At 63.9% G+C, this 12,698-nt stretch carries 11 protein-coding genes; 8 read left to right on the top strand and 3 right to left on the bottom strand.

The features are described 5' to 3' along the window. Nucleotides 1–59 precede the first annotated feature (59 nt). Both ACTJKX_RS13035 and ACTJKX_RS13030 read left to right on the top strand, forming a co-directional pair. On the top strand, nt 60–809 hold the full coding sequence (locus ACTJKX_RS13035) for an arginyltransferase (protein WP_367623185.1): 750 nt from the start codon (nt 60–62) through the stop codon (nt 807–809). A gap of 181 nt (nt 810–990) precedes the next feature. Continuing rightward, nucleotides 991–1,329, top strand: a complete 339-nt coding sequence (locus tag ACTJKX_RS13030; RefSeq protein ID WP_311935501.1) for a hypothetical protein — start codon at nt 991–993, stop codon at nt 1,327–1,329. 268 nt (nt 1,330–1,597) lie between these two features. Here the strand turns inward: ACTJKX_RS13030 and ACTJKX_RS13025 are convergent, their stop codons facing one another. Continuing rightward, entirely contained in the window at nt 1,598–2,524 is a 927-nt protein-coding gene (locus ACTJKX_RS13025; RefSeq protein ID WP_440725507.1) for a PfkB family carbohydrate kinase, read from the bottom strand. 840 nt (nt 2,525–3,364) lie between these two features. On the opposite strand from ACTJKX_RS13025, the gene ACTJKX_RS13020 reads away from it, so the two are divergent. Continuing rightward, nucleotides 3,365–3,925 carry a GNAT family N-acetyltransferase gene (locus tag ACTJKX_RS13020; protein WP_311935505.1) on the top strand — a complete coding sequence of 187 codons (561 nt, stop codon included), beginning with the start codon at nt 3,365–3,367 and terminating at the stop codon, nt 3,923–3,925. A 286-nt stretch (nt 3,926–4,211) separates the two neighbouring features. After that, entirely contained in the window at nt 4,212–4,685 is a 474-nt protein-coding gene (locus tag ACTJKX_RS13015; protein ID WP_311935507.1) for a hypothetical protein, read from the top strand. A 72-nt stretch (nt 4,686–4,757) separates the two neighbouring features. Here ACTJKX_RS13015 and ACTJKX_RS13010 read toward each other — a convergent pair whose 3' ends face one another. Next, complete coding sequence (locus tag ACTJKX_RS13010) at nt 4,758–5,900, bottom strand: Gfo/Idh/MocA family protein (protein ID WP_440725506.1); 1,143 nt, start codon at nt 5,898–5,900, stop codon at nt 4,758–4,760. A gap of 172 nt (nt 5,901–6,072) precedes the next feature. Here ACTJKX_RS13010 and ACTJKX_RS13005 point away from each other — a divergent pair, with 172 nt between their 5' ends. Both ACTJKX_RS13005 and ACTJKX_RS13000 read left to right on the top strand, forming a co-directional pair. Then, nucleotides 6,073–6,270, top strand: coding sequence for a hypothetical protein (locus ACTJKX_RS13005; RefSeq protein ID WP_394308109.1), 198 nt, complete (start codon nt 6,073–6,075; stop codon nt 6,268–6,270). Nucleotides 6,271–6,443: 173 nt separating this feature from the next. After that, nucleotides 6,444–7,277 (top strand): MurR/RpiR family transcriptional regulator, encoded by an 834-nt coding sequence (locus tag ACTJKX_RS13000; protein WP_311935512.1) that lies wholly within the window; start codon nt 6,444–6,446, stop codon nt 7,275–7,277. A 132-nt stretch (nt 7,278–7,409) separates the two neighbouring features. Here the strand turns inward: ACTJKX_RS13000 and iolG are convergent, their stop codons facing one another. Next, nucleotides 7,410–8,396, bottom strand: coding sequence for an inositol 2-dehydrogenase (gene iolG / locus ACTJKX_RS12995; RefSeq protein ID WP_311935514.1), 987 nt, complete (start codon nt 8,394–8,396; stop codon nt 7,410–7,412). Between the two features lie 375 nt (nt 8,397–8,771). Between iolG and ACTJKX_RS12990 the strand changes: the two genes are divergently transcribed. Further along, nucleotides 8,772–10,691 carry a bifunctional 5-dehydro-2-deoxygluconokinase/5-dehydro-2-deoxyphosphogluconate aldolase gene (locus ACTJKX_RS12990; protein ID WP_440725505.1) on the top strand — a complete coding sequence of 640 codons (1,920 nt, stop codon included), beginning with the start codon at nt 8,772–8,774 and terminating at the stop codon, nt 10,689–10,691. A 165-nt stretch (nt 10,692–10,856) separates the two neighbouring features. Beyond that, nucleotides 10,857–12,683, top strand: coding sequence for a 3D-(3,5/4)-trihydroxycyclohexane-1,2-dione acylhydrolase (decyclizing) (iolD, locus tag ACTJKX_RS12985; RefSeq protein ID WP_440725579.1), 1,827 nt, complete (start codon nt 10,857–10,859; stop codon nt 12,681–12,683). Nucleotides 12,684–12,698 lie beyond the last annotated feature (15 nt).

Raw genomic sequence — 12,698 nt, 5'->3', positions numbered from 1 at the left:
GACTCTGGCGAGACGCGGCGCCCGGTGGTAGCTTTCGCCTTCATGCATGGAGAATGGCGTTGAGCATTGAAATACGCGACTCACCGCAATTCTATCTGACCGCGCCATCGCCCTGTCCCTATCTGAAGGGCAAGCAGGAACGCAAAGTGTTCACCCACCTGATCGGTGAACGGGCTGCGCGCCTCAACGATGTGCTCAGCCATGGCGGCTTCCGCCGCTCGCAGACCATTGCCTACCGGCCGGCCTGCGAAAACTGCAAGGCTTGCGTTTCGGTGCGCGTGCCGGTTGCCGATTTCATCAGGACGAAATCTTTCCGCCGCGTGCAGGCCGACAATCGCGACGTCGTTTCGCAAATGCGCAGTGCCACGCCGACCTCGGAACAATATTCCACCTTCAGGGCCTATCTCGACCAGCGCCATGCCGATGGCGGCATGGCCGACATGACGGTGCTCGACTATGCGATGATGGTCGAGGATACCCATGTGAACACGCAATTGGTCGAGTACCGGCTATCCGGTGCCGGCCTGCCGTTGAACCGGCAAGGCGAGGGTCCGCTGGTCGGCGTTTCGCTCACCGATGTGCTGGCCGACGGCCTGTCGATGGTCTACTCGTTCTATGAGCCGGGTATGGCGGCACGCAGCGTCGGCACATTCATGATCCTGGACCATATCGCCCGTACGCAGGCGATGGGACTGCCCTATCTCTATCTGGGCTATTGGGTCGAGGGATCGCGCAAGATGGCCTATAAGGGGCGCTTCCTGCCGCAGGAACGGCTCGGCCCCAATGGCTGGGATCGCGTCGAGAAATAGCGGCCGGGGCGTTTGGTGACGGGGCGTCACGCCAAGAATCTCCACGATCCGTCACCCCGCCATCATGTTTCTGAACGTCAGATGACCAGGGCGTTCGCGCCTCGTTCAGGCAGGAACTGGCATCGTGTGCTCATTGCTCCTTGAGTTCCTACGAGCTCGAGCCCCCTCAATGAGGTAACCGATGAACCTTCTCGGCAAGACCATGATTGCGGCCTCCTTCGCGCTGACGGGCCTGATGGCCAGTGTCGGCACGTCCTCGGCCATGAACGTCGCTCCGGCGACGCCAGGCGCTTCGCCGCTGGTCCAGGATGTCCGCTGGGGCTGTGGCCCTGGCTGGCAGCCCAATCGCTGGGGCCGCTGCGTCCCAGTCCGCCGTCCCTACTATGGCTATGGCGGCGGGTATGGCTATGGCGGTGGCTGGGGTCCTCGTCCCCGCTGGGGCTGGGGCGATGGCTACCGTCCCCGCCATGGCGGCTGGGATCGCCCCTATTATCGCGAACGCCGCTGGGACAATTATTGAGCCCACCAAACGAGTTCCAGGGGGCGGTAGCGTATAACCGCCCCTCTTCCCCTATCCGGCCGAGCCACCGGTGTCCTGCGTAATTGGCTCACATTCGGAAACGGTGCCCCAGGCAAGCCCCCAATATCGCGTAGGCAAGACGCCTATGGAGGCTTTGCGGACGCTCCGGCCAGGCGCGGCTTGTCAGGCTGCAATGGCGCGCCGAACCTGGTATCCGCGCCTGACGGCACCGTTTTGACTGAGAGCGCCGTTGCCCCCGCACCCTGCCTCAAGAGACCAGGCGCGCATCCAGCCTGGCTGCCGCTTCCACCACGGCTCGCCTTTCGGGCATGCCGTCCCAGCCATTGCCGAGGCCGCATTTGAGGCTCGCGGCCGCGCTGGCAAAACGAGCAGCATCGATCACGGACCGCCCCTCCGCCAACCCGGCGGCCAAGGCACCATGAAACACATCACCCGCACCGGTGGTGTCGAGCACACTCACCGGCAAAGCCGGCACCAGGGTCAGCCTGCTGTCGACCCACCATAGCGAGCCCCGTGCGCCCAACGTGACGCCAAAGGTGCCGCCAAGGCGCCGAGACAACGCTTCGCAGCCTTTTGCATCCGGTTGCGCCCCGGCGCTGGCAAGCGCAAATCCATCCTCCGAGAACACCGGCAGGCTCGCGCGTCGTGCCAGCTCCAACAGCCGCGCCGGATCGGTCACTTCCGCATCGAGCACCGACGGGACGCCCGCGGCAGCAGCCGCATCCAGCACCGCACAAGAGGCTTCGTGCCAATTGATATCGGCAAGCACCGCGCCCGCCTTGGCAATGTCCTGCAAAGGCAGATGGGCCGGCGAGGCCGGCAGGTCGGTGTGATCGTGACCGACGATGAGCCGTTCGCCCTGCCGATCGACGATCACCACGGCGGAGATGGTATCCATCTCCCCGCTGCATTTCACGCCGTCGATCCCGACGCCGTGATGGCGCAGGCGCTCGCATAGGAAAGCCGCTTCGGCATCGTCACCCAAACGGCTCCACAATTCGACCGGCTGCTGCAAGCGGGCGCAGGCGACCGCGGCCGTCGCGGCCGGACCGCCTCCCCGCTTGAAATGGTGCCGGGCCGTGACCTTGATGGCCTGCCGCGGCATTTCATCGATTTCCAGCACCTGGTCCACCGTCGTGGTGCCGACGCAGATGACGGCTCCCCTCGTTCTCATCGGCTCTTGCATGATCGCTTGTCTTCGCCGCCCGAAGCGTTCTGCAGGCGGACCTTATGGGTTGTTTCCTCGCGATGATATAAAGCCAGTTTGTCAGACAAAACAATATGGCCATCGGCTCATCTGGCGGGCACCGAAGCGGCGCGAACCATGATCAGGGCGGCTTGGCAAGCCTGACCAAACGTCAGCTTCCGTACCGATATAACACCCGCGTCACGCTCGTGCTGGTGTTGTCGGACCAACGTTCGGGAGGATCGAGGAAGAGCGCATGTTGCAGCTATGGACAAAAGCGCTCGCCTCGCACTGCTGTAACAACTTACCGGCGGACTTGGTCGCTTGCGCTCTTCGTGAGGCAATGAAAAGCCCGGTCCACGCAAACGCGGCCGGGCTTTCGCATGTCGGGCAACCGGGTGGCTCGAATCGGGCATCCGACCACCGTGTCTGGTCAATCACGACGGACCGGGCTCGCAATGGCGCTGTGGCTGAAACCGATTTCGGCAAGACCCTTTTGGGTCGGTATCCGATGGGTCTCCCGGCGCTTTTGACAGGCAGGAAACGCCCGACAGCAGATGTGCAATCTGGCAATGAGACTGACAAGGATCATCGCTACCTAAGGAAATTCACCGTTTGTTGCGGTGCAATATAGCGCGCCAAACCGGCCTCCAGCGACGCGAGTGCGTGGCTGGCATGCGGGCCTTTCGCAACAGCCCCAACCCAGGAGCTAGGACTATCGCCTACCTGACTAACCAACCGCCCTCCGAGTTGTCGAAGGGACCCAACACGCATTTTGCACCTATCAATACGACCGATCGCACGGATGAGATCGAGGAAAGTTCACCTATGCCCCTTCTGTCGGCATTCACCGTCGCTCCCACCATCGAGACGTCACGCTTGATTTTGCGTGCGCACAGACCCGGCGATCTGGAGAGCGTCACGGCCATGTGGGCAGAGCCCGCGGTGCTTCGTTATGTGCGCAAATCCCCCTATCCGCGCGAGGAAGTCTGGACCCGCATGCTGCGTTATGCCGGCCACTGGCTCTGGATGGGGTTCGGCTTCTGGATCGTGACCGACAAGACGGACGGGCGATTCCTGGGCGAAGTCGGCATCCATAATTTCGAGCGCGACATGGAGCCTGAATTCTCAGGCACACCCGAACTCGGCTACTCCCTGATCGGCGCGGCCCATGGCAAGGGCTATGCCACCGAGGCAGCCAAGGCGGTGCTGAACTGGTTCGACGGCCATATCGATCTGCCACATACCAACTGCATGACGAGCCCCGACAACATCCACTCCCAGCGTGTCGCCCTCAAATGCGGCTATGAATATCTGCGCCAGTCCATTCATCTGGGTTCCCCCGTTGCGATCTTTCGCAGGCGCAGAGTCATCGCACCGACGCCATGATGCGATGTGAAACCACGGCTTGTTCTCCTTGATGACGTTAAGGACAGCAAAACCTTGACTGAAATTCGATCAGAAAAGCTTGCCGGCGCTTCACGCCGGCAAGCTTTTGCCGAAATGGAAACTGATCCGAGCTGATGAAGGTTCCTCTTTTTTCTTTGGCAGACTCGGTCTATCACCAGGGTGTGCCGTACCTTCGCCGTATTCCTGATCACACAAATAGGCATTCCGGCTGAGGCTTATCCAGAGTCGGCGGCGGGCAATATCCGCCGAAAATGAGGGAGTTAGAATGATGCTTCGTTCCGCCATCATTGGTACCGGACTACTGATCGCCAGCGCGGTCGCGCTTGCTGCGCCAGCGCAGGCGCTCACCATGAAGGAGTGCAGCGACAAATATCAGGCCGCGAAGACCGCGAACACGCTGAACGGCGCGACCTGGAACGACTTCCGCAAGGCACAATGCGGCACGGAAGCAACGCCGGCTGCCACCGCGCCGGCAGCACCTGCAGCCCCCGCCGCGACGACGGCTGCCAAACCGGCTCCGGCCGCCAAGCCGGCTCCGACCGCCGCCACCTCGGGCAGCGCCGTGTTCCCGTCGGCCATCGATCCGAAATATGCCAAGGAATCGGCCGGCAAGCAGCGCATGCATACCTGCCTCGACCAGTATAATGCCAACAAGGCCAACAACGGCAATGGCGGCCTGAAATGGATTCAGAAGGGCGGCGGCTACTACAGCGAATGCAACAAGAAGCTGAAAGGCTAATTCTCTTCTTCTTCATCATGCGGCCGCGGATACCCTCCGCGGCCGTTTTCTTTTACCGCTGATGCAAGGCGGTCAAGCCTTCACTTCCACCCAGCGGCCTTTGGCAAAGCTGTCCGCGATGGCATGGATGGTACGCTCGATGGCAAGGCCATCGTCGAAGTCGAACACCGAGGCCTTTTCGCCCTCGATGCGGGCGATCAGTTCGCGGCATTCGATCACTTTCAGATCGTTGAAACCAAGCCCGTGGCCAGGCGCCGGAATGAAGCGATCATAGGGCTTGTGCACCGGCGCACTGAGAATGGTCCGGAACCCCTGGGTTTCCTCGTTGCCCTCGCGGCGGAAAAGCTGCACCTCGTTGAAGCGTTCCTGATCGAACACGATGGCGCCGGCATCGCCGAAGATCTGCAGTTGGATGCGCCCCTTGCGCCCCCAGGCGGCGCGATTGACGGTGAGCGCCCCCGAAGCGCCGCTCTCCAGGCGCAGCAAGGCGGTGGCGATGTCATAGTTCTCGATGGCTCGCCTGCCGCCATCGGGGTGGGGACGGTCCGCATAGGGCCTTGCCATCTCGCCGAACACTTCGGCGACCCCGCCGAGAACAAAACGCAGCAGGCTGAGGGGATGCACGGCAAAATCGTCGAGGGCCCCGTACCCGGCGCTGGCCTCGTTGCGGGTAGCAAAGGGGGTTTGCCGGTCCGCCATGAAATCCTCGTCCATCTCCAGGCGGACATGATTGACGACGCCGATCGCCCCCTCGCCGATCAGCTTGCGGATCAGGCGCATGGCGGGATTTTGAATATAGTTGTAGCCGAGCACCGCCACCTTGCCGCTGCCGCGCCAGGCGGCGTGCATCGCCTGCGCGTCGGCAAAGACGGTCGCCATCGGCTTTTCGCACCAGACATGCTTGCCCGCCTCCAGCGCCGCGATCGCCATCTCGGCATGGAAACGGTTGGGCGTGGTGATCGAGATCACGTCGATCTGCGGGTCGGCCAGGAGTTCACGCCAGTCTCCGGTCGAGGTCGCGAAGCCGAGTTCCATTGCCTTGGTGCGGGCGAGATCGGCGGACGCCTCGGCAAGCGCGACCAAACGAGGCCTGATGACGTCACCGAAGGTCGAGGCGACCGCATTCCACGCCAAGGCGTGACATTTGCCCATATATCCCGTGCCGATCAGGCCAACACCGAGCCCCTTGCCATCCGATTTGGCCAACGCGTTCATCACTGCTCTCCCTTTATGTCCATTCGCCATACCGCCTTGGTATGGCCGTCATTCCATTTCATTGTGCGACGCAGCACAGATTTGTTGTATGCTGCAGTGCGTCAAAATCGGCACAGATCGATTCGACTCACCGCGGGCGGGCTGCCGTCTCTCGGGGAAAGAAAGGATATCCATGCTGGCTCCGCGGTTCGCCGTCGCAGCCAAGGGGACAACTGCCATGCTGTTTACTGGCATCATCGCGGCCTTGATTGCCCGCATCATCGACAATCCGGCCCGGCGCACGCCGCCGCCCTCCACCGACGCGCCACGCGATCGGGATGAGGAGAAGCCGACAACCGACGGTGTCGATCCGCACACGCGCCGGTGTTGAGCCGATCCACATCCGCGATTGCGAAACGGGTTTCGCGGTCTTTCCAGTTGCACTACCCTTCCGTTGGGCGTGCCTTTGCGGCACGATCCGGTATCGCTGCCGCGTGGCACCACCGGTAGGGTGTCAATGATAGGGAGGGCAGCGAGCACACTGCCCCGCTTCTGGAACGGGACATGGCCATGGCTGAGGACGAGACGCGCGACTTTACCGATTTTTCCGCGCGCCTCGCCGATCGCATCGATCAATTGCCCAAACGCCTGCGGCAAGTGGCTCATTTCGCCAACGACCATCCCGACGAGGTCGCCCTCGGCACCGCCGCCTCGGTGGCAGAGAATGCCGGCGTGCAGGCCTCGACCCTGGTGCGCTTCGCCAAGACGCTCGGCTATTCCGGCTTTTCCGATCTGCAGCAGGTCTTCCTCGCCCGGCTGAAACAGCGCTTTCCCGATTATCGCCAGCGCGTGGCGCTGCTGCGGACCGAAGCGAATGAGGGCTCCCTGTCGGCGCCGCTGCTCAACGGCTTTGCCGACGCAGCCACGCTGTCGATCGAGCGGTTGCGGGCGTCGGCCGATCCCGAAATGATCGATGCGGCGATCGAATTGCTTGCCGGTGCCGACATCATCCATCTGGTCGCAGCCCGCCGGCTTTTCCCGGTGGCGGCCTATCTCGCCTACGCCTTCGGCAATCTGGGCCAGCGCTGCGCGCTGGTCGATCATGTCGGCCAGCTCGGCAAGGAGCAGATTTCGCTGGCGGGGCCCAGGGACGTGGTGCTGGCGATTTCCTACAACCCCTACTCGCCCGACACCGTCGAACTGGCTGGGATCGCGCATCAGCGCGGCAATGCCATCCTGGCCATTACCGACAGCCCGGCAAGCCCCCTGGCCCGCCTCGCCCGCATTCGCCTGGATGTGGAAGAAGCCGATCATGGTGCCTTCCGTTCGCTGGCGGCGACCTTCGCTTTGGCCATGACGCTGGCCGTGGGCACGGCCGAACATAAGGGGCGCGACTGACAAGGGGCGTCCCCTGGGAGCGCGGAGGTCCTCGTCCGCGCTTGCCAACGCTCGGCTTGCCACGAAAGGCGGGTCGTCCAGCACTCCTTGAGTGCCCAGGGACGTCCGTGCTCCAAGGCAAATCCAACCTGCCTATATTTTCACCGTCATCCCCGTCTGGGCCGCCTGCGTGGCGGCATCAGCCAGAATCTGGGCTTTCAGGCCGTCCTCACCCGAGGGATTGGGCGACTTGCCCGCCAGGATAGCGTCAAGAAAGGCCGTCATCTCGAGACGATAGGCCTCGGCATAACGTTGCAGGAAGAAATCCTGCACGGGATCGGCCAGGAAACCGGAGCCGGTCGCCACCTCGACAGTGGTCTTCGGCACGTTGTGGGCGCGGATCAGGCCCTTGGAGCCATGCACCTCGATGCGCTGGTCATAGCCGTAGGTGGCGCGGCGCGAATTGGAGATCTGCGCGATCTTGCCCGACGCCGTCTTCAGGAGCACGGCGGCCGTATCGACGTCGCCAGCCTTGCCGATGGCCGGATCGACCAGGGCCGAAGCGACCGCGTGCACCTCCACCGGCTCCTCGGCCAGCAGGAAACGGGCAAGGTCGAGATCGTGAATCATCATGTCGCGGAAGAGCCCGCCGGAGCCTTCGATATAGGAGACCGGCGGCGGCGACGGGTCACGCGAGATGATGGTGACCAGTTCCACCTCCCCGATCGCGCCCTCGGCGATTCGGTGCTTGAGGGTGGCGAAATTGGGATCGAAGCGGCGATTGAAGCCGATCATCAGGGGCTTGCCGGCCTTGGTGACCTCGGCGAGGCAGTGGCGGATCCGGTCGGACGACAGATCGACCGGTTTCTCGCAGAACACGGCCTTGCCGGCCTGCACGGCCCGTTCGATCAGATCGGCATGGGTGTTGGTCGGCGTGCAGATGAGCACGGCGTCGACGTCGGCGGCGGCGATGGCCTCGTCGATCGTGCTGACGCGGGCGCCTGTCTCGGCCGCCAGGGCCTCGGCGGAGGGCCCGTGCGGATCGGAAACCGAAATCAGCCTGGCCTGCGGATGCAGCGCCGCATTGCGACCATGGATCTTGCCGATGCGGCCAGCGCCGAGAACTGCGAGACGAACCATTTCTCTCCCCAATCGTTTGATTTGACCCGAGGACCGGGCCTGTTTGCTGTAGGATAATCGTCAACCATCGCGCCATGCCACCGAATCGCGGCCATGCACGCAAAAGCGGGCGGCGGCACAGGCTTCACGCCAAAATATGGCATTTTTATTCTATATTGACAACATAATAGAATATATGTTTCATTTTTGAAGCGCCGATCGAAGGGATGAAGCAACCGCCGCAAGGCCCGCCGACGCGCGAGACAACAACAAGGCGACAGGCCGGCACGCAGTCGCCAAGAGGAAACGTTTAGAGCCGGCCGTTTCCGCCCATTGCGGCTGCCTTGTGCATCCGCTGTTCCATGGCGGGCCGGTCCGTCTGTCTGGAGGTCAAGCATGAGCACGCCCGCACTCGATGTCATCACGATCGGCCGCGCTTCGGTGGATCTTTACGGCCAGCAGGTCGGCGGCAGGCTGGAGGACATGTCCTCCTTCACCAAGGCCGTGGGCGGCTGCCCCGCCAACATCGCCATCGGCACGGCGCGCCTCGGCCTGAAATCGGCCCTGATCACCCGGGTCGGCGACGAGGCGATGGGACGCTTCATCCGCGAGCAGATGCAGCGCGAGGGCGTGGCGACCGAAGGCATCCACACCGATCCCGCTCGCCTTACCGCGCTGGTCATCCTCGGCGTGCGCGACGAAAAGCAATTCCCTCTCATCTTCTACCGCGACAATTGCGCCGACATGGCGCTCGACGAAAGCGACGTCGACGAGGCCCTGATCGCCTCTGCCGCCGCCATCGTGGTCACCGGCACGCATTTTTCCCAGCCCAACACCGATGCGGCCCAGCGCAAGGCCATCCGCCTTGCCAAGAAGCACGGCCGCAAGGTGGTGTTCGACGTCGACTACCGGCCCAACCTCTGGGGCCTCGCCGGACATGGGGCGGGCGAGGAGCGCTATATCAAGGCCGATCACGTCACCCAGCATCTGCAGACTATACTGCCCGATTGCGACCTGATCGTCGGCACGGAAGAAGAACTCGCCATTACCGGCGGTTCGGAGGACACGCTCGAGACGCTGCGGCGCATCCGTTCCATCTCCGACGGCACCATCGTCTGCAAGCGCGGCCCGATGGGCTGCGTCGTCTTTCCCGGTGCCATCCCGGCCAGCCTGGATGACGGCATTCGCGGGCCGGGATTTCCGGTCGAGGTCTACAACGTCCTTGGTGCTGGCGACGCCTTCCTGTCGGGCTTCCTGCGCGGGTGGCTGCGCGGCGAGCCGCTCGAAACCGCCTGCGCCTATGCCAATGCCAGCGGTGCCTTCGCGGTCTCCCGCCTGCTCTGCTCGCCCGAGATCCCGACCTTCACCGAACTGAGCTACTTCCTCGAACATGGCAGCAAGGAGCGGGCCTTGCGCAAGGACGCTGCCATCAACCACATCCATTGGGCCACAACCCGCCGCCCGGCCGCCGAGGGGCTGATGGCGCTCGCCGTCGACCACCGCGCCCAGATGGAAGCGATGGCGGACGAAATCGGCGTATCTCGAGAGCGTATCTCCGCCTTCAAGGCCCTTGCGGTCAAGGCTGCCGCCAGGATCGCAGGTGGGCGGCCCGGCTTCGGCATGCTGATCGACGGCATCTATGGCCGCGAAGCCTTGTTCCGTGCGGCCGATCACCCCTTCTGGATCGGCAGGCCGGTCGAGCTTCCCGGCTCCCGCCCCCTGGAATTCGAGGGTGGCCCCGATGTCGGTACCAGCCTGATCGAATGGCCGGTCGGACACACGATCAAGTGCCTGTGCTTCTATCATCCCAGCGACCCCCCTGCTCTCAAGGAGCAGCAGGAGCGCCAATTGCTGCGTCTTCACGCGGCTGCACGCACGGTGGGCCGCGAATTGCTGATCGAGATCATCGCGGGCAAGCATGGTCCACTCGAAGACGACACGGTATCGAGCGTGGTGCAGCGCCTCTACGACCTCGGCATCAAACCCGACTGGTGGAAACTGGAGCCACTGAAGACCGCCGCGGCCTGGCGCGCCGTCGCCGCGGTGATCGAGCGTAACGATCCGCTCTGCCGTGGCATCGTACTGCTTGGCCTGGAAGCACCGGAGGAGGACCTCGAGGCTGCCTTCGCCGTGGCTGCGAGTGAACCGATGGTGAAGGGCTTCGCCGTCGGACGCACCATCTTCAATGAACCGGCCCGTGCCTGGCTGCGCGGGGCTCTCAGCGACGATGATGCGGTCGACGCGATGGCAACGCGTTTCGCCAGGCTGGTTCAGGCCTGGGAGAGTGCCTCGGGACAGGCTGCGGCGGCCCAATAGCACTCGCGAAGCAGCTTCGCGCTGGCTATGGTCCGGCATTCCAAGCGAGGTCCGCAAGGGGCCTCCACTTCTCGACAAAGACATTTGGAGCAGGCCACTCAACCATATTGACAGTTGAGTCCAATATGCTCAGGGAGAGATTTCGTGGCAACCATCCGTCTCACAATGGCCCAGGCCCTGGTCCGCTTCCTCACCGCCCAGAAGACAGTCGTCGACGGGCAGACGGTGCCGATTTTCGCTGGTGTCTTCGCCATTTTCGGCCATGGCAACGTCGCCGGTATCGGCGAGGCCCTCTACCAGGCGCGCGAGACCCTGCCGACCTATCGTGCCCACAACGAGCAGTCGATGGCCCATGCCGCCACCGCCTATGCCAAGGCGATGCGACGGCGCCGCATGATGGCCTGCACCACCTCGATCGGGCCGGGCGCCACCAATCTGGTCACCGCCGCGGCGGTTGCCCATGTCAACCGCCTGCCCCTCCTCCTGCTGCCCGGCGACGTCTTCGCCAATCGCCGGCCGGATCCGGTGCTGCAGCAGTTGGAGGATTTCGGCGACGGCACCGTCACCCCGAACGATGCCTTCCGGCCCGTCTCGCGCTATTTCGACCGCATCACCCGCCCCGAGCAGATCATTCCGGCCCTGGCACGGGCGATGACGGTGCTCACCGATCCGGCCGATTGCGGGCCGGTGACCCTCGCACTATGCCAGGACGTGCAGGCCGAGGCCTATGACTATCCCGCTTCCTTCTTCGAAGAACGGGTCTGGACGAGCCGGCGTACCCGCCCCGACGAAGACGAGTTGGCCGCCGCGGTCACCGCCCTGAAGGCCGCCCGCAAGCCTGTGATCGTCACCGGCGGTGGCACGCTCTATTCGCAGGCTGAAGGCACTCTCGCCACCTTTGCCGCCAAACATGGTATCCCGATCGGTGAAACCCAGGCCGGCAAGAGCGCCATCGCGCTGGACGACCCGCTCGGCATGGGCGCCATCGGCGTGACGGGCACCGGTGCTGCCAATGCGGTGGCCGAGGAAGCCGACCTGGTGCTGGCCGTGGGGACCCGATTGCAGGATTTCACCACCGGCTCCTGGGCTCTGTTCAAGGCCGACACGCATCGCATCATCGGCCTCAACACCCAGCCTTTCGATGCGAGCAAGCACCGCGCCTTGCCGTTGGTCTGCGATGCCAAGGTCGGGCTGGAACTGCTCTCGCATGCCCTCGGCGACTGGAAAGCGCCGACGTCATGGACGGACAAGGCGATCGCAGGCCGCGAAGCATGGCTGAAGACGGCCAGCCGCTACACCGACGCCAGCAATGCCGAACTGCCCTCAGACGCCCAGGTCATCGGCGCCGTGCAGCGGGTCGGCAAGCCCACCGACATCGTGGTCTGCGCCGCCGGCGGCCTGCCCGGTGAGCTCCACAAGCTCTGGCAGGCGGGCGCGCCCGGCGGCTATCATATGGAATATGGCTATTCCTGCATGGGCTACGAGATTGCCGGGGGGCTCGGCGTGAAGATGGCCGAGCCTGACCGCGAGGTCATCGTCATGGTCGGTGACGGCTCCTATCTGATGGCCAATTCCGAAATCGCCACCTCGATCATGGCCGGCGCCAAGCTGACCATCGTGGTGCTCGACAACCGGGGCTATGGCTGCATCAACCGCCTGCAGCGCGCAACGGGCGGCGAGAGCTTCAACAACCTGCTGCGCGATACCCGCCACGACGTGCTGCCGGACATCGACTTCGCCGCCCACGCCGCCAGCCTCGGCGCGCACGCCGTCAAGGTGAAGAGCCTGGCCGAGCTGGAGGCTGCCGTCACTGCCGCGCGCGGGCACAGCCGCACGTCTGTGGTGGTGATCGATACCGATCCCTTGGAATCGACCGATGCGGGCGGGGCCTGGTGGGACGTCGCCGTCCCCGAGGTTTCCCAGCGCCGCGAGGTCGAGGCGGCCCATGCGGCCTATGTCCAGAAAAAAACCCTGCAGCGCGTGGGCGACTGAGCATCACCGGGGGCG

Origin of the sequence: Labrys sp. 22185, from assembly GCF_052045555.1 — a bacterium.
Lineage (GTDB): Bacteria > Pseudomonadota > Alphaproteobacteria > Rhizobiales > Labraceae > Labrys > Labrys neptuniae.
Note: the sequence above shows the minus strand (reverse complement) of the source record. Positions and strands in the feature narration are given on the sequence as shown.